The organism is Herbaspirillum rhizosphaerae (genome assembly GCF_046025915.1).
Classification (GTDB): Bacteria; Pseudomonadota; Gammaproteobacteria; order Burkholderiales; family Burkholderiaceae_D; genus Herbaspirillum; species Herbaspirillum rhizosphaerae_A.
Window position 1 is genome coordinate 41,738 of sequence record NZ_JAQQFR010000020.1, and the last position, 20,722, is coordinate 62,459.

Consider the following 20,722-nt stretch of genomic DNA (forward strand, 5'->3'; position numbering starts at 1 on the left):
GTAATTAAACACAGTAAAATAGCGCCAAACCCTCTATTTTACGCTTTCTCGACATAGAAACCTCTCTGCATGCCAGCACCGAAGAAGAAAGCTTCCGCCGACAGCACCAAGGAAGGCAAAGCCCCAGCCAAAGCATCAAAGAGCACGCCGCCGCTGAGCAATGCCCAGAAGGCCCAAAACAAGCTCGCCAAACTGGGCCTGCGCTCGGACATGGATCTGGCGCTGCATCTGCCGCTGCGCTACGAGGACGAAACGCAGGTCATCAGCATCCACGACGCCAGCCTGCGCGGCACGCAAGTGGTTCAGGTCGAGGGCATCGTCAGCAAGAGCGACATTCAGTTCCGCCCGCGCCGGCAGCTGGTCGTCACGATTACCGACGACAGCGGCCCACTGGTGATGCGCTTCGTCAATTTCTACGGCAGCCAGGCCAAGCAGTTATCGGAAGGCGTTCGCGTTCGCGTGCGCGGCGAATTGCGCCACGGTTTCTTCGGCGCCGAGATGGTTCACCCCACGTATAAAGTCGTGCTCGAAGGCGCTCCATTGCCGACCGCGCTCACACCGGTCTACCCGGCTGGCGAAGGCCTCTCGCAGGCGTATCTGCGTAAAGCCATCGGCGGCGCCCTGAGCCGCATCAACTGGCGCGACACCCTGCCCCCAGCCATGCTGGAAGAACTGAAGCTGGGCGGCTTCGAGTCTTCGATACGCTTGCTGCACAATCCGCCGACCGACGTCGACGAATACGCGCTGGAAGAACGCTCGCATCCGGCCTGGATCCGCATGAAGTTCGATGAATTGCTGGCGCAGCAACTGTCGCTCAAACGCGCCCAGGCGGCACGCCGCGCGCGCAATGCCAGCGCACTGCCGACCATCGGCAAGATTTCCAGGGCATTCATCAAACAATTGCCGTTCAAGCTGACCGGCGCACAGCAACGCGTGCTGGCAGAGATTCGCCATGACCTGCAAGAATCCTTTCCCATGCAACGACTGCTGCAAGGCGACGTCGGCAGCGGCAAGACCGTGGTTGCCGCCGTGGCTGCTGCACAAGCCATCGACAGCGGTTTTCAGGCGGTATTGATGGCGCCGACCGAAATCCTGGCCGATCAACATTTTCGCAAGATCGCCGCATGGATGGAGCCGCTCGGCGTCAAGGTCGCCTGGCTCACCGGCAGCCTCAAAAAGAAAGAAAAGGCCGAAGCCAACGCGCTCATCGAATCCGGCGAGGCACGGCTGGTCATCGGCACGCATGCGCTGATTCAGGACAATGTGCAGTTTCAGAAGCTCGGTCTGGTGATTGTCGACGAGCAGCATCGCTTCGGCGTCGGCCAGCGGCTGGCGTTGCGTAACAAAGCACGGGATGCCGACGCGGACATCTCCGCAATGCCATCGGCGACGCAAACCGTCCCGCATCAATTAATGATGTCGGCCACGCCGATCCCGCGCACGCTGGCGATGACTTATTACGCCGATCTGGAAGTCTCCGTCATCGATGAACTGCCACCAGGCCGCACGCCCATCGTCACGCGCACCATCGATCAGAACCGTCGCGAAGAAGTCATCGCGCGCGTGCACGCCAATGCGCTGGAAGGCCGCCAGGTTTACTGGGTCTGCCCGCTGATCGAAGAATCCGAAGCCCTGCAGCTGCAAACCGCGACCGACACTTATTCCATGCTGGCGGAAGCGCTGCCCGACCTGCGCATCGGCCTGGTCCACGGCCGCCTCAAACAAGCTGAGAAGCAAGATGTAATGGATGCCTTTAGCCGCGGCGAAATCCACGTACTGGTCGCCACGACCGTGATTGAAGTCGGCGTCGACGTACCCAATGCCTCGCTGATGGTGATCGAACACGCGGAACGATTCGGTCTGTCGCAGCTGCACCAGTTGCGTGGCCGCGTCGGCCGTGGCGCCGCAGCCAGCGCCTGCATCCTGCTCTACCAAAGCCCGCTCGGCGGCACCGCCAAGCAGCGCCTGATGACCATGCGCGAGACCGCCGACGGTTTTGAAATCGCCCGCCGCGACCTGGAAATCCGCGGCCCCGGCGAGTTCCTCGGCGCACGCCAATCGGGAGAAGCACTGCTGCGTTTTGCCGATCTGGCGACCGATCAATGGCTGGTGGAAAAAGCCCGCAATCTGGCGCAGACGCTGCTGCAAAATGAGGACGCTATTGTCGACGCGCATTTGCAGCGCTGGCTCGGTGGCAAGGAAGATTTCCTCAAGGTCTGATGACCTAAATCTGATGACCTCGTGCCCGATCATGCGGACATCAAGGATTCGTTTTCATGTATGCCAGCAAGTTATCCAGATCCTTTTCATTGCTGATGCCCCAAAACCGCATCTTGGTTCCCGGCACCACCTCACCCGGCGCTTTCATGAAAGCCCGCAGTTTGTCTTCGGTCCAGACGATGCGCGAGTTTTGCATCGCCGCTGAATAGCGATAGTCCTTGGTCGAACCGGCCGGACGGCCGACGATACCGTTGAGCTGCGGCCCGAAACCGGCGCGCGCCGAGGGGCCGATCTGGTGGCAGCTGGCGCATTTGGCAAACGCCGCTTTGCCGGCTGCAACGTCGCCTGCAGCCTTTGCCGAAATCGGCAGGCAAAACATCGTGGCCGCCGCTATCCTGAGCAAAGCCTGCAAGGCTTGCAGCGCCTGAATCCATACTTGTTTTTTACTCATGTTCTTACCTGCAAATCCGCAGATTCCTTCTGCGATTGGGCGCAACTCTATCATGCTGCCTGCCGCGCTGCCGCTGCCCTGCATGCCACCCGCAAATGAGCTATAGTCTGCGCATATCAGCTCGCATCAGCCAATAAAGCCTTATGACACTCACCGAACTCAAATACATCGTCGCCGTAGCGCGCCAAAAACATTTCGGCCACGCTGCCGAAGCCTGTTTTGTGGCGCAGCCGACCTTGTCGGTCGCGATCAAGAAACTGGAAGACGAACTCGGCGTCATCATCTTCGAACGCGGCGGCACCGAGGTGTCGGTCACGCCATTGGGTGCACAGATCGTCGCACAGGCCGAACGCGTGCTGGAACAAACCGCCGCCATCAAGGAAATCGCGAGCCAGAACAAAGACCCGCTGTCCGGCCCGCTGCGCCTGGGCATCATCTACACCATCGGCCCTTATCTGCTGCCATCGCTGGTCAAGACCATGATCGAGACGGTGCCGCAAATGCCGCTGATCTTGCAGGAAAATTTCACCACGCGCCTGATCGAGTTGCTACGCCAGGGCGAGTTGGATGCGGCCATCATGGCGCTGCCTTTTCCTGAGCACGGCCTGATCGTGCAACCGCTATACGACGAAGAATTTGTCATCGCCCTGCCCAAGCATCACAAATGGGCAGAGCGCAAGGAAATCACTGCGCAGGATCTGAAAACCGAAACCATGCTGCTGCTCGGCAACGGTCATTGCTTCCGCGATCAGGTGCTGGAAGTCTGCCCGGAAATGTCGCGCTTCTCGACCGCCGGCGACGGCATTGCGCGCACCTTCGAGGGCTCTTCGCTGGAAACCATCCGCCATATGGTGTCGTCCGGTATCGGCATCACCGTGCTGCCGCAAGCCTCGGTGCCCGACATGAACGCCAAGGACGGCATGGTGCGTTACGTGCCGTTCGCCAAACCGGTTCCGTCACGCCGCGTGGTCATCGCCTGGCGCAAGAGCTTCACCCGCCAGGCGGCCATCGACACAGTACGCAAGGCCGTGCTGGCCTGCAATTTGCCGGGCGTCGACATGCTGCATGAAGCAGAAGTCACGGAAGGCTGAACAAGCAATCAATAAGGAGCACCTACGTGCAATCGAATGTGCAGTTGATGCCCGCGATCCCGATCATCCGCATCTTTTCCGAAGACAAGGCCAGAGAGTTTTATCTCGATTTTCTTGGTTTTCAAATCGACTGGGAGCACTGCTTTGAAGCGGGTGCTCCGCTTTACCTCCAGATCCGCCGCGCCGACCTGATTCTGCATCTGAGTGAACACTATGGCGACGCCGCACCGGGGGCGACCATCTTTGCGCGGGTACACGGCATTGATGCGTTTCATCAGGAGCTGACCGCCAAAGATTATCCCTACGCCCGTCCGGGCGTGGAAAGCCTGCCTTGGGGGCGCCAGATGCAAATCGCCGATCCTTTCGGCAATCGTCTGCGCTTCTGTGAGCAAATGCATTCCTAGAAATCTTCGTCGTCCCATCCCTTCATGGAGGAGCTGTTTTGAACTCGCCGTCTTTCACCCTGTACGTTGATGCCCAATTTCTCAGTCCTTATGCGATGTCCGCTTTCGTCGCGCTGACGGAAAAAAATCAGCCCTTTGAACTGCGTACCGTCGACCTGACGCTGCAGCACAATCATTTGCCGGAATACGCGCAACTGTCGATGACGCATCGCGTGCCGACGCTCTGCGAAGGAGATTTCCATCTGTCGGAATCGTCCGCCATCGACGAATATCTGGAAGACCGGTTCTCTGAAGTTGCCCCGCTGTATCCACGCGATCCGCGCCAAAAGGCCAAAGCCCGTGAAATACAGGCATGGTTGCGCAGCGACCTCGGACCGATCCGGCAAGAGCGCCCTACCGAGGCTGTGTTTCTCGGCAAAAAGTACGACCCCTTGTCGACCGCAGCACAGTTTGCCGCGCACAAGCTGATTCAGGCCGTCGATGCGCTGCTGAGTGAAGATGCGGCCAACCTGTTCGGAGAATGGTGTATCGCCGACACCGATCTCGCGGTGATGATCAATCGCCTCGCCTTGCATGGCGACGCCTTGCCGCCCAAACTGATTGCCTATGCACAGCAACAGTGGCAGCGGCCATCGGTGCAGCGTTGGCTGGCGCTGGAACGGCCGACCGTTTCGTAACAACTATCTCTGTCATTTCCCTCACCGTTCAATAAGAAAAATCACAGGAGTGTTCATGTCGTTGTCCTCACTGACCAAACGTTGTGCCCTTGCCGTTGCTATCTCGGCCTTGCTTTTGCAGGCCGGACCGGCAGCAGCACAAAGTGCGTCGCTGCATCTGATCAACGAATATCCGGCTACCTCGATCACTGCCAGCGCCGACCTGCAGTTTGCGGCCGCGGTCAAACAGTTGTCCAATGACGACATCGCCGTGACCACTCTGCAAGAAACCGCGAATCCCTACAAGGGCAAGGATCAGGTCAGCGCAGTCAGTAGCGGCAAGGCGGAAATCGGCACACTTTTCGCCGGCATTCTGGGCGGCAGCGATTCATTCTTCCTGCTGTCTTCACTGCCTTTCGTGGTGGATGATTTCGAGCAGGCGCAATCGCTGTTCACCTGCACCCAGCCGGAATTGGAACGCCATCTGGCGGCACTGAACATGCGCTTGCTGTACGCCACACCGTGGCCGCCATCCGGGATCTGGTCGGCCAAGGCAGTGCCGGACGTCGATGCAATCAAGGCGCTCAACATCCGTACTTATGACGACAACAGCCGAGGCGTCTTCCAACGCGTCGGCGCCAACAGCGTCAACCTGCCATTCTCTGCTGTCGGCCCCAAGCTGGTTTCCGGCGAACTCAATGCCGTGCTGTCATCTGGCGACGGCGGCGCGGGCAATCGTCTGTGGGACCATCTGCCTAACTTTACCGCCATCAGCTATGCAATCCCGTTGAGCTACACCATCATCAACAACGATGCCTGGAACAAGCTGACACCGGCGCAGCAAAGCATCCTGACGCAAGCGGCCAAAGCCACCAGCGACGCCAGCTGGGCCAACGTCAAGAGCCGCATCCAGGACAACTATGCCCGCATGAAAGAACACAATATGCAGCTGAATCTGCAGCCCGCGGCAAGCGTACGCCTGGCGCTGCGCAAGGCCGGCCAGGAGCAAACCGACAGCTGGTGGCAGCAAGATAAAAATAGCGAAGTCCGGACACGCTGCACGGCCGTATTGCAGGCAAAATAAGCACTGTAAAGAACCAATTGAAGAAATCGAGGAGATCCTGATGCCAAGCAAAGACACGCTGGAAAAGTTCATCGCTCGCGTCGAAGCGAATGCGCATATTGAGGCGGTGGAAGAGTTCTACGCCGAAGACTCCACCATGCAGGAAAACGGCAACCCGCCACGCTTTGGCCGAGATGCCCACATCGCCAACGAACGCAAGGTCATGGCGCGTGTAAAGAGCCTGAAGTCAAAATGCGTGCGACCGGTGTTTATAGAAGGCGACAAAGTGGTGATTCGATGGATCTTCCGTTTTGAATGGCAAGACGGCACCGTCACCCACATGGAAGAGCTGGCCTATCAGCGTTGGGAAGGCGAACGTATCGCCGAAGAGACTTTCTTCTACGACCCGGCGCAACGCGTGCCGCTCGTAGAAGAAAAATATTGAAAAATTTTCCTGCAGATTAAAATAAGTCGATATCGCCGCCTACTGGCTTCTTCGCCAGTTTTCCGGCGTAATCGCGTTCTTTCATCTCCAGCGCCGGATCGGCAGACTTCAGTTTTTTGACCAGTACTTTGCCGGAACGCGGGAAGTAATGCACCTTGCGCGGCCAGATGTCGTTCAGATCTTCAGCCACCACGCGAATGCCTTCGGTACGCAGATAGCTCCTGACGAAAGCGGCATTGCGCTCGCCGACGTTGATCGCATTGAATCCGCGCAACACGGCGCCACCACCAAATACCTTCGACTCCAGATTCTCGCGCTTGGCGCCGGCCTTGAGGACTTCATTGATCAGGATTTCCATGGCGTAGGTACCATAGCGCATCGAGGATGAAATCGGGCTGTCGGCATCATTACCGCCATCCGGCAGCATGAAATGATTCATCCCGCCGATGCCTGTGACCCGATCGCGAATGCACGCCGACACGCACGATCCCAGTACCGTCACGATCATCATGTCGTGATGCGTGTAATAGTATTCGCCAGGAAGAATTTTTGCCGTATCGCAATTGAAATTGCGGTCATGGTAGACATGGGAAGCGAACTGCTCGATATTTGCGTTCATCGTTTTTCCTGTTCCGGCGTGGGGCACCGTTCGTTGTCTTAGGGTGACATCTTATTGAGTATGTTGAAACGATTTTATGCAGACTCACGCATTGTCGATATAGGGGAATCCCCTAGGCTATAGTCGAGCGCCTTCCAGTATTGACGGCAACATCAGGCCCAGAACGGAAGAAGAGCAGGCAGGCGCAAATTATTTGCCGCTGCGAAACAGGAACAATTTGCCACACTGGCAATACGCTTTTTTTCCGTACAGCATTGTTTACTCTGCACCAAACAAAACGGCCCGGCATTTTTATCCATGCCGGGCCGCTTCTTCTAACGCGCGATTGCTTATCTCTACACTTCCGATCTGATCGGATTACGAATGATGCCGACGCCGGTAATTTCAGTTTCCAGCAGGTCGCCCGGCTTCAGGAACTCCGGTGGCGTGCGCGCAAAGCCGACACCCGATGGCGTACCGGTCGCGATGATGTCGCCCGGCTCCAGCGTCATGCCGCGTGACAGCTCGGCGATGATGCGCGGAATTTTGAAATACATCTGCTTGTAGCTGGCATTCTGTTTTTCGACGCCATTGACGCGGCAGATCACGCGCACGTCGTCGAGCTGCACGCCCGCGGCGGTGACGATCCACGGCCCCATCGGCCCATGTCCATCCAGGCTCTTGCCCTTGAACCATTGTCCGCCGTGACGCTTCTGCTGGACTTCGCGCGACGTGGTGTCGTTGTAGGCGGCATAGCCGAAGACGTAATCCATCGCTTTGTCTTCCGGAATATTGCGTCCGCGCTGACCGATGACGACAGCGAGTTCTGCTTCCCAATCGGTGGTGTTGGAGTTGGTAATATCGTGCGGAATCGGATCGAAGGGGCCGTTCATCGTATGCGTAGCCTTGGTGAAAAACACCGGATGATCGGGCAGCTTTTGCACTGCCTTGTCGGCGCGTGCATTCTTGCCTTCTTCGAAGTGATCGAGGTAGTTCCAGCCGACGCAATAGATATTCCGATCGGGACGAGGAATCGGCGACATCAGCGTGGTCTGGCTGACATTCGGCAAACCGGATTGCTGAGCCGCACGATCAACCACCGCCTTCACCTGTGCGAATCCCGCGTTGCCGCTGGCAACCAATGCCAGCATCGATGAGGCGTCAAACCCCAGCGTCATATTCTGGCGCTGCGCTTCGCTTTTCAGATCGACCACACGGCCGTCGTCCAGCACAACGATGACGGTGGATACACTGGAATTACCCAACCTTGCCGTGGCCAGGCGCATGCCGATTTTGCCTGGCAGCGGTGTGACTACCAACGCTTGCTGGCCGTTGTTTGCGGTCTGCGCCTGGGACAGATTCTGCCCCATCAACATGCTGCCCACTGCTGCCGATGCACCGGCCTTGATCCAATTGCGACGGTTCTTATCCATCTTTGTCTCCTCTTTTTTTAATTACCTTATTTTCCGGTCAACTCCTTCCAGAATTGCCGGTCTTTCTCAAACGCCTGCAATAACCAATTGGAAAAGGCGGCAACATTGCCGTCGATCTCGCCCTCTTGCGGATACACCAGCCAGTAAGCTTGCTTGCCTTGTCTGAACGTCAGATTCTGCACCAGTGGTACGACCAGCCGTTGCTGCTGCAGAGCATGCGCCACCAGCGAAGAACGCACCAGTGCTACGCCCTGCCCTGCGATGGCTGCATCGACGGCCGCGCTTTCCTGATTGAAGACAATGCCGCCGCCGGCCACGATCGGCTCGCCATGCTCCGCGAACCAACTCGTCCATCCTTGACGATCATTCACGTGCAACAAACTGGCATCGGCAATTTCCTTCACGGACCGGAAGGCGATCAGGGAAGGCGCACAAACGGGCAGCAAGAATTCGTCGCCCAACCGCAAACAGGACAAGCCGGGCCATGGGCCTTCGCCGTAGCGAATGGCGACATCGATTTCTTCGCGGATGAAGTTGGTATGGAGTTCGCTCTGATCCAGACGCAATTCCATCTCAGGATATTGCGCGGTGAATTCGCCCAAACGCGGCACCAGCCATTTGGCGGCGAAATTGGGGGACGTGGAAATCGCCAGACGCTGACGATCTGCTTGCACGTACAAGCTGCGGGTGCCGCTTTCGATACGGTCAAAGGCATCGCCGATGACCGCCAGATAACGTTGTCCGGCCTGCGTCAACCGCAGTTGATTAGACAAACGTTCGAACAAAATGACGCCGAGTTCGTCTTCCAGCGCCTTGACCTGATGGCTGACGGCACCGGCGGTGACGTTAAGCTCTTCTCCCGCCAATGTAAAACGCTGATGCCGCGCCGATGCCTCGAAGGCGCGCAAAGCGTTGAGCGAAGGCAGTTTGCGTACGGTCATCGTGACAAAGCGAAAAAGGTAAGCAAGGTGACAAGAAAAAAATTAAGGCCAGCCTGAGAAAAGATGCTTTGCACTCACGGCACAAGGAAATTTATTATAGACCTCAACGTCGGCAACCGCCCCGCACTTCCCCAAGGAACCTCAATGAATCTGGAACAACGCCTTACCGAACTCGCCATCACCCTGCCCGCCTCCGCCGCGCCCGGTGCGCAATACGCGCCCGGCGTCGTACATCAGGGTCTCGCCTGGATCGCCGGTCAACTACCACGCGACGGCGATCGCGTGCTGGTATCCGGCAAGCTGGGTCGCGAGGTCAGTATCGAGGACGCAAAGATGGGCGCACGCGCCGCGCTGATCCGTGCGCTGGCCGCCTTGCGCGACACCGTCGGCGATCTCCGGCGCATCGACAAGATCCTGCGCCTGAATGTCTACGTCAACAGCACGGAGGATTTCAGCCAGCAAAGCGCCGTAGCCGATGGCGCGTCATCCCTGATTTATGAATTGTTCGGCCCTGAACAAGGTCGCCACGCACGCACCAGCGTCGGCGTCGCGCAATTGCCGCGCAATGCGGCGGTGGAATTGGATATTGTGGTGGCGCTGGAAAACTGACCTGCAGATATGACAGATAAAAAAACCGGCAGATATCTGCCGGTTTTTTATTGCGAAGTATCGAAACTTAACGCTCAGTCAATACGGTGCGTGGTTTGCGGATCGAACCAGTGCAACAGATTGGCATCGAAACCGGCAGTGACCGATTGGCCCATCGCCACGTCAGTGCCCGCTGCGCAGCGAATCACCATCGACTGGCCACCGCAACGCGTGTGCACCAGCAACTCGGCGCCCAATGCTTCGACCAGTTCGACTTCCATGTTCAGACCGGGACGTCCGAGATGCAGATGTTCCGGACGAATGCCGAGGATACGCGCGCCGCCGCCGATGCTCTTCGATGCCGGCAGTTCGACCGTCGAACCGTCGTCAAAGGTGAAACGTGCGCCGTCGTCGCTGAGCTTGCCGTTAAGCAGGTTCATCGGCGGCGAGCCGATAAAGCTGGCAACGAAGGTGGTGGCAGGCTTGCCGTAGACTTCCGCCGGGGTGCCGATTTGCTCTGCACGGCCCTTGTTCATGACGATCATGCGCTGGCCCAATGTCATCGCTTCGACCTGGTCATGCGTCACGTACAGGCTGGTGGTGCGCAAGGAGGCGTGCAGCTTCTGGATTTCCAGACGCATTTGCACGCGCAGCTTGGCGTCGAGGTTCGACAGCGGTTCGTCGAACAGGAATACCGCCGGCTTGCGTACAATCGCGCGACCCATCGCCACGCGCTGACGCTGACCGCCGGACAGTTGACGCGGTGTGCGGTCCAGCAGCGCACCCAATTCCAGGATCTCTGCCGCACGTTGCACGCGGGTGTCGATCTCGGCTTTCGGCAGGCCCTGGATCTTGAGACCGTAGGCCATGTTTTCGTACACGCTCATGTGCGGATACAGCGCGTAGTTCTGGAACACCATCGCGATGTCACGCTCTTTCGGCTCCAGATTATTGACCACACGGTCGCCGATCATGATGTCGCCGGAGCTGATCTCTTCCAGTCCCGCGACCATGCGCAGCAGCGTCGACTTGCCGCATCCGGAAGGACCGACCATGACGATGAATTCGCCGTCGTCGATATCGATGTCGATGCCGTGGATGACGTCGACTGCTTTCGGTGCTTTGCCGTAGGTCTTCTTGACCTGTTTCAGATGAATTTTCGCCATGTCTCTATTTCTCGGAATCGACCAAACCTTTAACAAACCACTTTTGCATGACTACGACGACCAGCCCCGGCGGCAACATTGCCAGGATCATCGTTGCCATCACCATATTCCATTCCACTGCCGAATCACCACCCGAAATCAGCGTCTTGATACCAATGCCGATCGGGTACATGGTTTGTTCGGTAGCGATCATCAGCGGCCAGAGATACTGGTTCCAGCCGTAAATGAACATGATCACGAACAGCGCAATCACGTTGGTGCGCGACAGCGGCCACAGCACATCTTTCAGGAAGCGCAGCGGTCCCGCACCATCGATACGCGCGGCCTCCGCCAACTCATCCGGCACCGTCAAAAAGAATTGCCGGAACAGGAAAGTTGCCGTCGCCGAAGCAATCAGCGGCACCGTCAACCCGGCATAGCTGTTGAGCATGCCGAAGTCCGATACCACCTGATAGGTCGGCGTGATACGCACTTCCACCGGCAACATCAAGGTGACGAAAATCATCCAGAAGAATAAATTGCGGCCCTTGAAACGGAAGTAGACCATCGCAAATGCCGACAGCATGGAGATCGAAATCTTGCCGATCGCGATCACCAGCGCCGTCACCAGGCTGACCCACAACATGCGCGACACCGGTGGCGACGACACGTTGCCGGAAGCGCCTTGCGTCAACACGGTTTTATAGTTGGCGACCATCTCTGTACCAGGCATCAGCGACAGCGGCGACATGGCCGATTGCTCGGCGGTCTGGGTGCTGGCGATGAAGGCCACGTACAACGGGAAGATCACAATGATCGCGCCGATGATCAGCACCAAATGGCTGATCGCGTCGAGAATGGGGCGGCGTTCTATCATGCTGTCGCTCCTTTCAGGATGAAATGCAATGAAGACTTAGGCATATTGCACCTTCTTTTCTACATACTTGAACTGCACCACGGTCAACAGGATCACGATCACCATCAGCACCACCGATTGCGCCGCGGCGCTGCCGAGATCGCCGCCTTTGAAGCCGTCGCTGAAGACCTTGTAGACCAGAATTTCCGTATCCTTGCCCGGACCGCCGTGCGTCGTCGCTTCGACAATGGCAAACGTGTCAAAGAACGCGTACACGATATTGACCACCATCAGGAAAAAGGTCGTCGGCGAGATCATCGGGAAGATGATCGTGAAGAAGCGCTTGACCGGACCGGCGCCATCAATGGCTGCGGCTTCGATCAGCGACTTCGGAATCGATTGCAGACCGGCGAGGAAGAACAGGAAGTTGTAGCTGATCTGCTTCCAGATCGCTGCAATGACGATCAGGGTCATCGCCTGATTGCCGTTGATCATGTAATTCCAGTTGATGCCGAGCCAGGCCAGCACGTGCGAAAGAAGGCCCAGCGAAGGACTCAGCAGGAACATCCACAGCACGCCGACAACCACCGGCGACACGGCGTACGGCCAGATCAGGAAAGTCTTGTAGATCGCCGCACCCTTGACGACGCGATCAGCGAACACCGCCAGAATCAGCGACAGCACCATGCCGCCCACCGCCACCAGCACGGAGAAAATCGCCGTGGTCCCGAACGCCGCCAGATAAGTCGGATCGCCGAACAAGGCGGAAAAATTGTCGAACCAGACGAATTCGGAATAGCCGCCGAAGGCATCCTGCAACAGCACCGACTGGTACAAGGCCTGCACTGCAGGCCAGAAGAAAAATAATATCGTGATCAGGATCTGCGGTGCGACCAGCGCATACGGCAGCCATGATGATGTGAAGCGAGCGCGTTTTTCCACGATAGCTTGTGTCCTATAAACGAGGCAGCGTCAGAATTGTTGAGAACGTTTACATCCGCATCAACAAATTCTCTGAGCAGCTAAAAAATACATCGCCCCGGCGCGGGCCGGGGCTGAGTGTCTTGCTATCGTCATTTCTGAGATTTGCATCCCGGCCGGAGCCGAAGATGCATTTCAGATGACTGTTTTTACTTATTGGCTTTTTCGAAGCGCGCCAGCAATTCGTCACCGCGTTTGGCGGCACTGTCGAGCGCATCCTTCGGTGTCTTCTTGCCAGTCCAGACGTTTTCCAACTCTTCGTCGATCACGGTGCGGATCTGTGCGTAGTTGCCCAGACGGATACCGCGCGATTTATCGGTGGTCTTGACGATCATCTGTTTTACAGCGACGTCGGTGCCTGGGTTGCGCTCATAGAAACCGGACTTCTGGGTGATTTCGTAAGCAGCCTTGGTCACTGGCAGGTAGCCGGTTTCCTGATGCCACTTGGCTTGCACTTCAGGCTTGGACAGGTAAGTGAAGAACTTGGCTACGCCCTTGTATTCGTCAGCTTTCTTGCCGCCCATGACCCACAGCGATGCGCCGCCGATGATGGTGTTTTGCGGTGCGCCTGCAACGTCGCTGTAGTAAGGCAGCGGTGCAACGCCGAACTTGAACTTGGCGTTCTTGCGGATATCGGCGTAAGCAGACGATGAGCCGGTGATGATTGCGCATTCGCCGGCGTTGAACTTGGCGTTGGCTTCATCCTTGCGGCCTGCGTAGATGAAGTAGCCTTGCTTGGCCCAGTTGGACATGTTTTCGATATGGCGCACTTGCAGTGGGCCATTGATCTTCAGACGCGCATCGAGGCCGCCGAAACCGTTACTCTTGGAAGCGGTTTCAGTGTTGTGCCATGCTGCGAACGATTCCAGATGCACCCACGATTGCCATGTGGTGGTGTAAGGGCAGGTGACGCCGCTGGCCTTCATCTTGGCAGCCATGCCGACAAACTCTTGCCAGGTCGCTGGCGGCTTGTTCGGATCCAGACCGGCCTTGGCGAACAGGTCCTTGTTGTAGAACATGATCGTGGTCGAGCTGTTGAACGGGAAGGACATCATGCCCTTCGCAGTCGAGTAGTAACCGGAGACGGCTGGCACGTAGGCGTTTTGGTCAAACTTTTCGCCTGCTTGCTGCATCACTTCATAGACCGGTTTGATCGCGCCCTTGGAGTACACCATGGTCGCTGTGCCGACTTCAAAAATCTGCAGAATGTCTGGAGCATTGCCTGCGCGATAAGCGGCAATCGCTGCTGCCATCGATTCATCATAAGTGCCCTTGTAAATAGGGACAACTTTGTAATCGGACTGGCTCTTGTTGAATTCGTCTGCCATGGTGTTGACGCGTTCGCTCAGAGCGCCGGTCATCGAATGCCACCACGAAATTTCAGTAACCGCATAGGCGGAGCTTGTCATTGTCGCCATCACAGCGGCTGCTGCAAAAGCTTTCAGATGCAGTTTCATTAGGGTAATCCTCCCGAAAAAAGGTGACCGATGTTATCAAGTCATTGTGACTGTCTCGTTACACCGGTCGTACATTAACGTCTAATTTCCTCAATCGCAAATAATTTCGCTTTTTTGATCAAAAATTCACAAGCATTGTTACATTTGTTCATTTCGAATGAAATTGAGTGAGAAAAGGTTCTACCGGATTCTGTCAGGACAGTCAGGAATATCCGCCAGTCCGGGAGTCAGTGAGCGACTATTTCTCCACCATTTATAATGGCGCTTTTCTTCTTGCCCGCCCGACATGAATCAGCTGAATCAACGCCTGACTCTCTATTTCCGACTGATCCGCCTGCATAAACCCATCGGCATCCTGCTGCTGCTGTGGCCAACATTGATGGCGGTCTGGCTGGCGTCGGACGGTCGCCCGGATTGGCATATCGTCGCGATCTTTACCGTGGGCACCATTCTGATGCGTTCAGCCGGCTGCGCCATCAACGACTACGCTGACCGCGACTTCGACAAGCACGTCAAGCGCACCGTTGACCGTCCGCTGACCGCAGGCAAGATCAAGAGTTGGGAAGCGGTGATGGTGGCAGCCGTACTGGCCTTGATCTCTTTCCTGCTGATCCTGCCGCTGAACGGGCTCACCAAGCAATTGTCCGTCGCGGCCTTGATCGTGGCCGGCAGCTATCCCTACTTCAAACGATTTTTTGCCATTCCGCAGGCTTATCTGGGTATTGCATTCGGTTTCGGCATTCCGATGGGATTTGCTGCAGTGCAGGACTCGGTGCCGCTGGCCGCCTGGCTGATGCTGGTGGCCAACATCTTCTGGGCAGTCGCTTATGACACCGAATACGCAATGGTCGATCGCGATGACGACATCAAGCTGGGCATGAAGACGTCAGCCATCACCTTCGGCCGCTTTGACGTGCTGGCGGTGATGCTGTGCTATGTCGCAGCGCTGGGAATTTTCTGGGCGGTGGGCTGGCAATACGGTTTGCGCACTTGGTTCAGCCTCGGCATGCTGGTTGCTGCCGGCTGTGCGGTGTATCACTATCGCCTGATCCATGAACGTGACCGCAGCCGCTGCTTTGCCGCGTTCATGCATAACAACTGGCTGGGTGCGGCGATGTTTGCCGGAGTCGCGCTGGACTACGCCCTGCGCTAGAAGCTGTTTGCGATCTTGCTGCCTTGTTGGATAGCCGCCGGATCGCAAACAGATGTTGAGTACGCCTCACCCCTTCAGCCGTGTGGCTTCGGTAACAGTGGCGTCGGGTTGATCGGCTTGCCGTTGCTGCGGATCTCGAAGTACAGCTTCACCGTACTGCTGTCGGTATCACCCATCTCTGCGATCTGCTGTCCGCGATTGACGGTCTGTCCTTCCTTGACCATGATCGACTTGTTGTGGGCATAGACCGACAACAACGTGCGGCTGTGCCGGATGATGATCATGTTGCCGTAGCCGCGAATACCGCGCCCTGCGTACGTCACCTTGCCCGCTTCGGCAGCCCAGATCGGCTGGCTGCTGGTGCCAACGATATCGATACCCTTCAGATTGCGGTCGGTGGTCGGACTCAGTTTGCCCTGGGCCGGCCACATCCAGTTCAGGCGTTCAGCTTCCGCAACTGACGGTGCTGCCGAGGCTCCAGATGAGGCATCCTTTTTCGCTTCCGCGGCTCGGCGTTCGCGTACTACCGCCGACGCTGTTGCGCCCGACTCGGTCGAGTGCGCGGGACGAGCCCGTGAAATCGGAGCACCCGATGGCAGCGGACGGATGCGCAGCACCTGACCGACCTCGATGTCGTCCTTGTCGGAAATTTTGTTCCATGCGGCCAGGTCGCGATAATTCTGGCCGAAAGCCCGGCCCAGAGCGATCAGCGTATCGCCTCTTCTGACTGTATAGAAATCACCATCCGCTTGCGGGGCACCTGCGCAGGCTGTCAGCAGCACTGCGAGCAAAACACAACTGAATCGACGCACGTTAAGACTAATCCTTACCAAACTCCTCCCCCAATTCTTTCCCTCTTGCAGCGGCGGCTTTGACGGCAGTGATGATGTGCTGCTTGACCCCATCGTTTTCCATACTGGTGAGCGCTGCGTAGGTGGTACCGCCCTTCGACGTCACACGTTCGCGCAATAGCGACAATGGTTCCGGCGAACGAATCGCCAATTCAACCGCACCTGCGAACGTCGCTTTCGCCAACTCGACGCCTTGCTCGGCGGTGAGGCCCAGCTCCAGCGCAGCCTGTTGCATGGCTTCCATGAAATAGAACACATAGGCCGGGCCGCTGCCCGATACCGCTGTCACCGGATCGATCAGGTCTTCGCTGTCGAGCCACACGGTCGTGCCCGCGGCGCGCAGGATAGCATCTGCGGCAGCGCGTTGCTCGGCGCTCACGCCTTCCATGGCAGCCATGCCGGTGACGCCTTTGCCAATCAACGCCGGCGTATTCGGCATGGCGCGCACGATGGCCTGATGGTTGCCAAGCCAGCGCGACAGATCGGCGCTACGAATGCCGGCGGCAATCGACAGCACCAGTTGCGTGCCGATGAAAGGCTTGAGGCTGTCGGCCACCTGGCGCATCTGCTGCGGCTTGACTGCCAGCACGATGACGTTGCATTCCGCCAGCGTGTCGTCCACTTGCAGGGCCGTGGTGACGCCGAAACGCTGATTGAGCGTTTGCAGCGATTCAGGATTGAGGTCGACGACATGAATATTCTTGCCATCCGTCAGTTTGCCTGCGAGACCGCCGATCAATGCAGTGGCCATGTTGCCACCGCCGATGAAACCTATCTTCAACATGTATTCTTTTCCTATCGATAACTACGGATGGCCCTATATACAACTGACTTAGATTGACTTGATCTGACGCTGCCCAAAAATCGCCGTACCGACGCGCACGATAGTCGCGCCCTCGGCGATAGCAGCATCCATGTCTGCTGACATCCCCATCGACAGCGTGTCGCATGGGATGCCGTTAGCGACCAACAAGTCCGACAATTCGCGCAGGCGCCGGAACGCTGCGCGCTGCTCTTCTTCCACTTCCGTCGGTGCCGGGATCGCCATCAGTCCACGCAAGCGCAAACCGGGCATGGCAGCAACCGCCTGCGCCACCGGCAACAATTCATCCGGCGACAGGCCGCTCTTGCTGTCTTCCTCGCTGATGTTCACTTGCAGGCAAATGTTGAGTGGCGGCAGTTGCGGCGGACGCTGTTCTGACAGGCGGCGCGCGATTTTTTCGCGATCGACCGAATGAACCCAATCAAAATGTTCTGCGATCTGGCGCGTCTTGTTGCTCTGTATAGGCCCGATGAAATGCCATTCGACGACAGCCTCGGGCGCGGCCAGCTTCAAGGCGTCGATCTTGTCGAGCGCTTCCTGGACGTAATTTTCCCCGAATGCGGTCTGTCCGGCGCGCACGGCTTCCAAGACAGACGAAATATCAAAAAACTTCGATACCGCCAACAGCTGGATTTCTTGCGGATCACGGCCTGCGGCATGCGCGGCGGCGGCAATTCGAGAGTTAACAACTTGCAACTGTTTTGCGATTGACGACATAATTCTTTGGTTCAGGGAGGGACAACGCTGTTTTTGTGTAAGAGATTATAAATGGACATTCCCGGCCTGCTCGCCTTTTCGGTCAAGAATCACGCTTCCGACCTGCATCTTTCCACCGGCCTGCCACCCATGCTGCGCATCCACGGCGACATGCGGCGCATCAATCTCCCGGCATTGCAGACGGAGGATCTGGGCAATATGCTCGACACCATCATGACGCCGGCGCAGGCTGCTACGTGGCGAAGCGATCTGGAATGCGACTTCGCCATCGACATTGCCGGCCTGGCGCGCTTCCGCATCAACGCCTTCCATCAGGCCCGCGGTGCGGCAGCGGTTATCCGCACCATCCCGCAGATGATTCCTACGCTCACCGAGCTTGGTGCACCGCCGATACTGAGCGACCTGGCGCTGCGCCGACAAGGCCTGATTCTGGTCACAGGACCCACCGGATCAGGCAAATCGACAACGCTGGCGGCCATGATCCGGCATATCAACACGCATCGCCCGGCGCACGTGCTGACCATAGAGGACCCTATAGAATTCGTTCATACGTCTGACAAAAGCCTGATCAACCAGCGTGCCGTCGGTGCGCATACCCGCTCGTTCGCCAATGCGTTGCGTTCAGCCTTGCGTGAGGACCCTGACGTCATCCTGGTCGGCGAGCTACGCGATCTCGACACCATCCGCCTGGCACTGACCGCAGCGGAAACCGGCCATCTGGTATTGGCTACTCTGCATACCTCTTCCGCCTCCAAAAGCATTGATCGCATCGTCGACGTCTTTCCCGGAGAAGAAAAAGAGATGGTACGCAGCATGCTCTCCGAGTCCTTAAGTGCAGTTGTTTCGCAAATCCTGCTGAAAACCAAAACCGGAGACAGCCGCATCGCCGCACACGAAATCATGCTGGGCACGCCCGCTATCCGCAACCTGATCCGCGAAGGCAAAGTCGCGCAAATGATGTCGGTCATGCAGACTTCCGCAGCGGCAGGCATGCAGACGCTGGATCACTGCCTCGCCGAATTGCTGCGCAAGGAATTGATTACGCCGGAGACGGCGCGCGCAACCGCCCGCAATCCGGATCAGTTCGCGTAGGGTCGGCCTCCCGTCCATGGGCTATCATGGACGTCATTATTTTCTTACCTCTACGAGGACATCATGCCCACCATTTACGATTTCCAGCCTGCGCTGCCTGATAACACACCAACCTCGCTGGATCAATATCGCGGCAAAGTTGTCCTGATCGTCAACACCGCCAGCAAATGCGGATTCACGCCGCAATATCAGGGCCTGGAAAAGATCTACCGCGAGTTCAAGGAAAAAGGCGTTGAAGTACTCGGCTTTCCGTGCAATCAGTTCGGCAGCCAGGAACCGGGCACGGCGGAAGAAATCGGCGCGTTCTGCGAAAAGAACTACGGCGTCAGCTTCCCGCTGTTCGCCAAGATCGACGTCAACGGCGACAAGGCCGACCCGCTGTTCACTTATATCAAGACAGAAGCACCCGGACTGCTGGGCAGCAAGGCCATCAAATGGAATTTCACCAAATTCCTGGTGCGCAAAAACGGCACCGTCTTCAAACGCTATGCACCGGCCACCAAGCCGGAAGACATGGTGGCCGACATTGAAAAACTGCTGGCTGAATAAGCCCGAACAAGCTGGTTCAATGCGGATTGCAAGTGCCGTCGCCATAAGGCGCGGCGACAAATTCCGGTAGGGACTCCGCTGCCTTCGACAACGCTGCCAGCGCAGGATAGTCTGCGGCCGGCACTACGTCCGCGACCAGTTGCTGACTGAAGAACCAGGCCACCGCAGTCGTCAGCGTAGCCTGATCGATGGTCGCGCTGGTCACACTGGTCTCGACTTGAGGCCGCTTGGTGAACTCATCTTCCAGTGCCTTGTACGCTTCCAGCAATTGGCCGGATACACGCGTCAGCCAAGGTTGATGTAACTTCTCGGCCGGACGCAATTTGTGTTCGTAGACAATCTGCACACTCTTCTCACATGCCGTCATTGCCAGCCCGATGATGCGCAAAGCGCGCTGCAATTCACCCAGATCGGTCGGCAGCAGACTGCGCGTCTTCTGTGGAAATGCTTCAGCGTATTGCGTAATCAGTACCGAATCCATCAGCACCATGCCATCGTCGCAGATGAGCGACGGCGCCTTCACCAGCGGATTGATTTCGCGAAAACGGTCGAAGGTGCTGAAGACCGAAATCGATTGATGCTCAAACGGCAGCCCCAGCAATTGCAGGGAAATCGCGGCGCGGCGCACATAAGGGGAATCAAGCATGCCGATCAGTTGCACTGGTGTCTCCTTGGTGGATGGAACGGGGACCTAGATGGCCTCGGGTCGTAAACATACCGCGAAATGAAAAAGGACGCCAAAGCGTCCTTTTCTTCAACCAACCGCATCACCTACCTGCGTCGTCCCAGCGAACGCTGGAACCCAGTGACGTCAGCGCATTAAACAGCCACGTTCACGGCGCTGGGTTCCAACTTTCGTTGGAACGACAGGACTACGGTGATCTGACTAGTTCTTCGTTTGATCAACCAGCTTGTTGGCCTTGATCCAAGGCATCATCGCGCGCAGCTTCTCACCAACGATTTCGATCTGGTGTTCAGCGTTGATACGACGACGCGACAGCAATGTCGGTGCGCCTGCCTTGTTTTCCAGAATGAAGCTCTTGGCGTATTCGCCGGTCTGAATGTCAGTCAGCACTTGCTTCATGACCTTCTTGCTCTCTTCGTTGATGATGCGTGGGCCGGTCACGTATTCGCCGTATTCCGCATTGTTGGAGATCGAGTAGTTCATGTTGGCGATGCCGCCTTCATAGATCAGGTCGACGATCAGC

General features: G+C 57.3%; 22 protein-coding genes and 1 pseudogene. 10 read left to right on the forward strand and 13 right to left on the reverse strand.

Annotated elements, in window-relative coordinates:
• The first annotated feature begins 69 nt into the window (after window positions 1-69).
• The gene (recG, locus tag PQR63_RS22600; protein WP_408170417.1) at window positions 70-2,220 is read left to right on the forward strand and encodes an ATP-dependent DNA helicase RecG; all 2,151 of its coding nucleotides are present in this window, start codon (window positions 70-72) and stop codon (window positions 2,218-2,220) included.
• Window positions 2,221-2,260: 40 nt separating this feature from the next.
• Here the strand turns inward: recG and PQR63_RS22605 are convergent, their stop codons facing one another.
• A complete protein-coding gene (locus PQR63_RS22605; RefSeq protein WP_408170419.1) occupies window positions 2,261-2,671 on the reverse strand; it encodes a c-type cytochrome in 411 nt (136 codons plus the stop codon).
• Between the two features lie 143 nt (window positions 2,672-2,814).
• Here PQR63_RS22605 and PQR63_RS22610 point away from each other — a divergent pair, with 143 nt between their 5' ends.
• From PQR63_RS22610 to PQR63_RS22630, 5 genes are read left to right on the forward strand one after another with little or no spacing between them, the layout of a single operon-like run.
• Window positions 2,815-3,762: a LysR substrate-binding domain-containing protein gene (locus tag PQR63_RS22610; RefSeq protein WP_408170420.1), complete on the forward strand. Its 948-nt coding sequence runs from the start codon at window positions 2,815-2,817 to the stop codon at window positions 3,760-3,762.
• Window positions 3,763-3,800: 38 nt separating this feature from the next.
• Window positions 3,801-4,166 carry a glyoxalase superfamily protein gene (locus tag PQR63_RS22615; RefSeq protein WP_408170453.1) on the forward strand — a complete coding sequence of 122 codons (366 nt, stop codon included), beginning with the start codon at window positions 3,801-3,803 and terminating at the stop codon, window positions 4,164-4,166.
• Window positions 4,167-4,204: 38 nt separating this feature from the next.
• Window positions 4,205-4,843 (forward strand): glutathione transferase, encoded by a 639-nt coding sequence (gene yfcF / locus PQR63_RS22620; protein ID WP_408170422.1) that lies wholly within the window; start codon window positions 4,205-4,207, stop codon window positions 4,841-4,843.
• Window positions 4,844-4,898: 55 nt separating this feature from the next.
• Complete coding sequence (locus PQR63_RS22625) at window positions 4,899-5,906, forward strand: TRAP transporter substrate-binding protein (RefSeq protein WP_408170423.1); 1,008 nt, start codon at window positions 4,899-4,901, stop codon at window positions 5,904-5,906.
• A gap of 40 nt (window positions 5,907-5,946) precedes the next feature.
• Complete coding sequence (locus PQR63_RS22630; RefSeq protein WP_408170425.1) at window positions 5,947-6,330, forward strand: nuclear transport factor 2 family protein; 384 nt, start codon at window positions 5,947-5,949, stop codon at window positions 6,328-6,330.
• Window positions 6,331-6,346: 16 nt separating this feature from the next.
• Here the strand turns inward: PQR63_RS22630 and cheD are convergent, their stop codons facing one another.
• From cheD to gcvA, 3 genes are all read right to left on the reverse strand, one after another.
• Window positions 6,347-6,949: a chemoreceptor glutamine deamidase CheD gene (gene cheD, locus PQR63_RS22635; RefSeq protein WP_408170427.1), complete on the reverse strand. Its 603-nt coding sequence runs from the start codon at window positions 6,947-6,949 to the stop codon at window positions 6,347-6,349.
• 335 nt (window positions 6,950-7,284) lie between these two features.
• Window positions 7,285-8,361, reverse strand: coding sequence for a fumarylacetoacetate hydrolase family protein (locus tag PQR63_RS22640; protein ID WP_408170429.1), 1,077 nt, complete (start codon window positions 8,359-8,361; stop codon window positions 7,285-7,287).
• A gap of 26 nt (window positions 8,362-8,387) precedes the next feature.
• Window positions 8,388-9,302: a transcriptional regulator GcvA gene (gene gcvA / locus PQR63_RS22645; RefSeq protein ID WP_408170431.1), complete on the reverse strand. Its 915-nt coding sequence runs from the start codon at window positions 9,300-9,302 to the stop codon at window positions 8,388-8,390.
• Window positions 9,303-9,446: 144 nt separating this feature from the next.
• Between gcvA and PQR63_RS22650 the strand changes: the two genes are divergently transcribed.
• Window positions 9,447-9,911, forward strand: coding sequence for a RidA family protein (locus PQR63_RS22650; protein ID WP_408170433.1), 465 nt, complete (start codon window positions 9,447-9,449; stop codon window positions 9,909-9,911).
• 74 nt (window positions 9,912-9,985) lie between these two features.
• Here PQR63_RS22650 and PQR63_RS22655 read toward each other — a convergent pair whose 3' ends face one another.
• The 4 genes from PQR63_RS22655 to ugpB form a co-directional block, all read right to left on the reverse strand.
• Window positions 9,986-11,056, reverse strand: a complete 1,071-nt coding sequence (locus PQR63_RS22655) for a sn-glycerol-3-phosphate import ATP-binding protein UgpC (protein ID WP_408170434.1) — start codon at window positions 11,054-11,056, stop codon at window positions 9,986-9,988.
• A gap of 4 nt (window positions 11,057-11,060) precedes the next feature.
• Window positions 11,061-11,912, reverse strand: a complete 852-nt coding sequence (gene ugpE / locus PQR63_RS22660; RefSeq protein WP_094562756.1) for a sn-glycerol-3-phosphate ABC transporter permease UgpE — start codon at window positions 11,910-11,912, stop codon at window positions 11,061-11,063.
• 36 nt (window positions 11,913-11,948) lie between these two features.
• Window positions 11,949-12,833, reverse strand: a complete 885-nt coding sequence (gene ugpA / locus PQR63_RS22665) for a sn-glycerol-3-phosphate ABC transporter permease UgpA (protein WP_408170436.1) — start codon at window positions 12,831-12,833, stop codon at window positions 11,949-11,951.
• A 188-nt stretch (window positions 12,834-13,021) separates the two neighbouring features.
• The gene (ugpB, locus tag PQR63_RS22670; RefSeq protein WP_408170438.1) at window positions 13,022-14,329 is read right to left on the reverse strand and encodes a sn-glycerol-3-phosphate ABC transporter substrate-binding protein UgpB; all 1,308 of its coding nucleotides are present in this window, start codon (window positions 14,327-14,329) and stop codon (window positions 13,022-13,024) included.
• 286 nt (window positions 14,330-14,615) lie between these two features.
• Here ugpB and ubiA point away from each other — a divergent pair, with 286 nt between their 5' ends.
• Window positions 14,616-15,482: a 4-hydroxybenzoate octaprenyltransferase gene (gene ubiA / locus PQR63_RS22675; RefSeq protein WP_408170439.1), complete on the forward strand. Its 867-nt coding sequence runs from the start codon at window positions 14,616-14,618 to the stop codon at window positions 15,480-15,482.
• A 74-nt stretch (window positions 15,483-15,556) separates the two neighbouring features.
• On the opposite strand, the gene PQR63_RS22680 is transcribed toward ubiA, so the two are convergent.
• The 3 genes from PQR63_RS22680 to PQR63_RS22690 are packed head-to-tail and all read right to left on the reverse strand — an operon-like array spanning window position 15,557 to window position 17,873.
• The gene (locus tag PQR63_RS22680; protein WP_408170441.1) at window positions 15,557-16,294 is read right to left on the reverse strand and encodes a peptidoglycan DD-metalloendopeptidase family protein; all 738 of its coding nucleotides are present in this window, start codon (window positions 16,292-16,294) and stop codon (window positions 15,557-15,559) included.
• Between the two features lie 7 nt (window positions 16,295-16,301).
• Window positions 16,302-17,117: a pyrroline-5-carboxylate reductase gene (proC, locus tag PQR63_RS22685; RefSeq protein ID WP_408170443.1), complete on the reverse strand. Its 816-nt coding sequence runs from the start codon at window positions 17,115-17,117 to the stop codon at window positions 16,302-16,304.
• Between the two features lie 48 nt (window positions 17,118-17,165).
• The gene (locus PQR63_RS22690) at window positions 17,166-17,873 is read right to left on the reverse strand and encodes a YggS family pyridoxal phosphate-dependent enzyme (RefSeq protein ID WP_408170445.1); all 708 of its coding nucleotides are present in this window, start codon (window positions 17,871-17,873) and stop codon (window positions 17,166-17,168) included.
• A gap of 51 nt (window positions 17,874-17,924) precedes the next feature.
• Here PQR63_RS22690 and PQR63_RS22695 point away from each other — a divergent pair, with 51 nt between their 5' ends.
• Together PQR63_RS22695 and PQR63_RS22700 are read left to right on the forward strand one after the other, a co-directional pair.
• Window positions 17,925-18,965, forward strand: coding sequence for a type IV pilus twitching motility protein PilT (locus PQR63_RS22695; protein WP_408170447.1), 1,041 nt, complete (start codon window positions 17,925-17,927; stop codon window positions 18,963-18,965).
• A gap of 63 nt (window positions 18,966-19,028) precedes the next feature.
• Window positions 19,029-19,514 (forward strand): glutathione peroxidase, encoded by a 486-nt coding sequence (locus PQR63_RS22700; protein WP_408170449.1) that lies wholly within the window; start codon window positions 19,029-19,031, stop codon window positions 19,512-19,514.
• Between the two features lie 16 nt (window positions 19,515-19,530).
• Here the strand turns inward: PQR63_RS22700 and PQR63_RS22705 are convergent, their stop codons facing one another.
• The gene (locus PQR63_RS22705) at window positions 19,531-20,175 is read right to left on the reverse strand and encodes a glutathione S-transferase (RefSeq protein ID WP_408170451.1); all 645 of its coding nucleotides are present in this window, start codon (window positions 20,173-20,175) and stop codon (window positions 19,531-19,533) included.
• Window positions 20,176-20,400: 225 nt separating this feature from the next.
• Window positions 20,401-20,722, reverse strand: a pseudogene (locus PQR63_RS22710) (ketol-acid reductoisomerase); the annotation flags it as partial.

Bases quoted from the DNA above. Each gene is read 5' to 3' on its own strand.
- recG (WP_408170417.1), top strand. From the start codon at position 70: ATGCCAGCACCGAAGAAGAAAGCTTCCGCCGACAGCACCAAGGAAGGC.
- PQR63_RS22605 (WP_408170419.1), bottom strand. From the start codon at position 2,671: ATGAGTAAAAAACAAGTATGGATTCAGGCGCTGCAAGCCTTGCAGGCT.
- PQR63_RS22610 (WP_408170420.1), top strand. From the start codon at position 2,815: ATGACACTCACCGAACTCAAATACATCGTCGCCGTAGCGCGCCAAAAA.
- PQR63_RS22625 (WP_408170423.1), top strand. From the start codon at position 4,899: ATGTCGTTGTCCTCACTGACCAAACGTTGTGCCCTTGCCGTTGCTATC.
- PQR63_RS22630 (WP_408170425.1), top strand. From the start codon at position 5,947: ATGCCAAGCAAAGACACGCTGGAAAAGTTCATCGCTCGCGTCGAAGCG.
- cheD (WP_408170427.1), bottom strand. From the start codon at position 6,949: ATGAACGCAAATATCGAGCAGTTCGCTTCCCATGTCTACCATGACCGC.
- PQR63_RS22640 (WP_408170429.1), bottom strand. From the start codon at position 8,361: ATGGATAAGAACCGTCGCAATTGGATCAAGGCCGGTGCATCGGCAGCA.
- gcvA (WP_408170431.1), bottom strand. From the start codon at position 9,302: ATGACCGTACGCAAACTGCCTTCGCTCAACGCTTTGCGCGCCTTCGAG.
- PQR63_RS22650 (WP_408170433.1), top strand. From the start codon at position 9,447: ATGAATCTGGAACAACGCCTTACCGAACTCGCCATCACCCTGCCCGCC.
- PQR63_RS22655 (WP_408170434.1), bottom strand. From the start codon at position 11,056: ATGGCGAAAATTCATCTGAAACAGGTCAAGAAGACCTACGGCAAAGCA.
- ugpE (WP_094562756.1), bottom strand. From the start codon at position 11,912: ATGATAGAACGCCGCCCCATTCTCGACGCGATCAGCCATTTGGTGCTG.
- ugpB (WP_408170438.1), bottom strand. From the start codon at position 14,329: ATGAAACTGCATCTGAAAGCTTTTGCAGCAGCCGCTGTGATGGCGACA.
- ubiA (WP_408170439.1), top strand. From the start codon at position 14,616: ATGAATCAGCTGAATCAACGCCTGACTCTCTATTTCCGACTGATCCGC.
- proC (WP_408170443.1), bottom strand. From the start codon at position 17,117: ATGTTGAAGATAGGTTTCATCGGCGGTGGCAACATGGCCACTGCATTG.
- PQR63_RS22690 (WP_408170445.1), bottom strand. From the start codon at position 17,873: ATGTCGTCAATCGCAAAACAGTTGCAAGTTGTTAACTCTCGAATTGCC.
- PQR63_RS22695 (WP_408170447.1), top strand. From the start codon at position 17,925: ATGGACATTCCCGGCCTGCTCGCCTTTTCGGTCAAGAATCACGCTTCC.
- PQR63_RS22700 (WP_408170449.1), top strand. From the start codon at position 19,029: ATGCCCACCATTTACGATTTCCAGCCTGCGCTGCCTGATAACACACCA.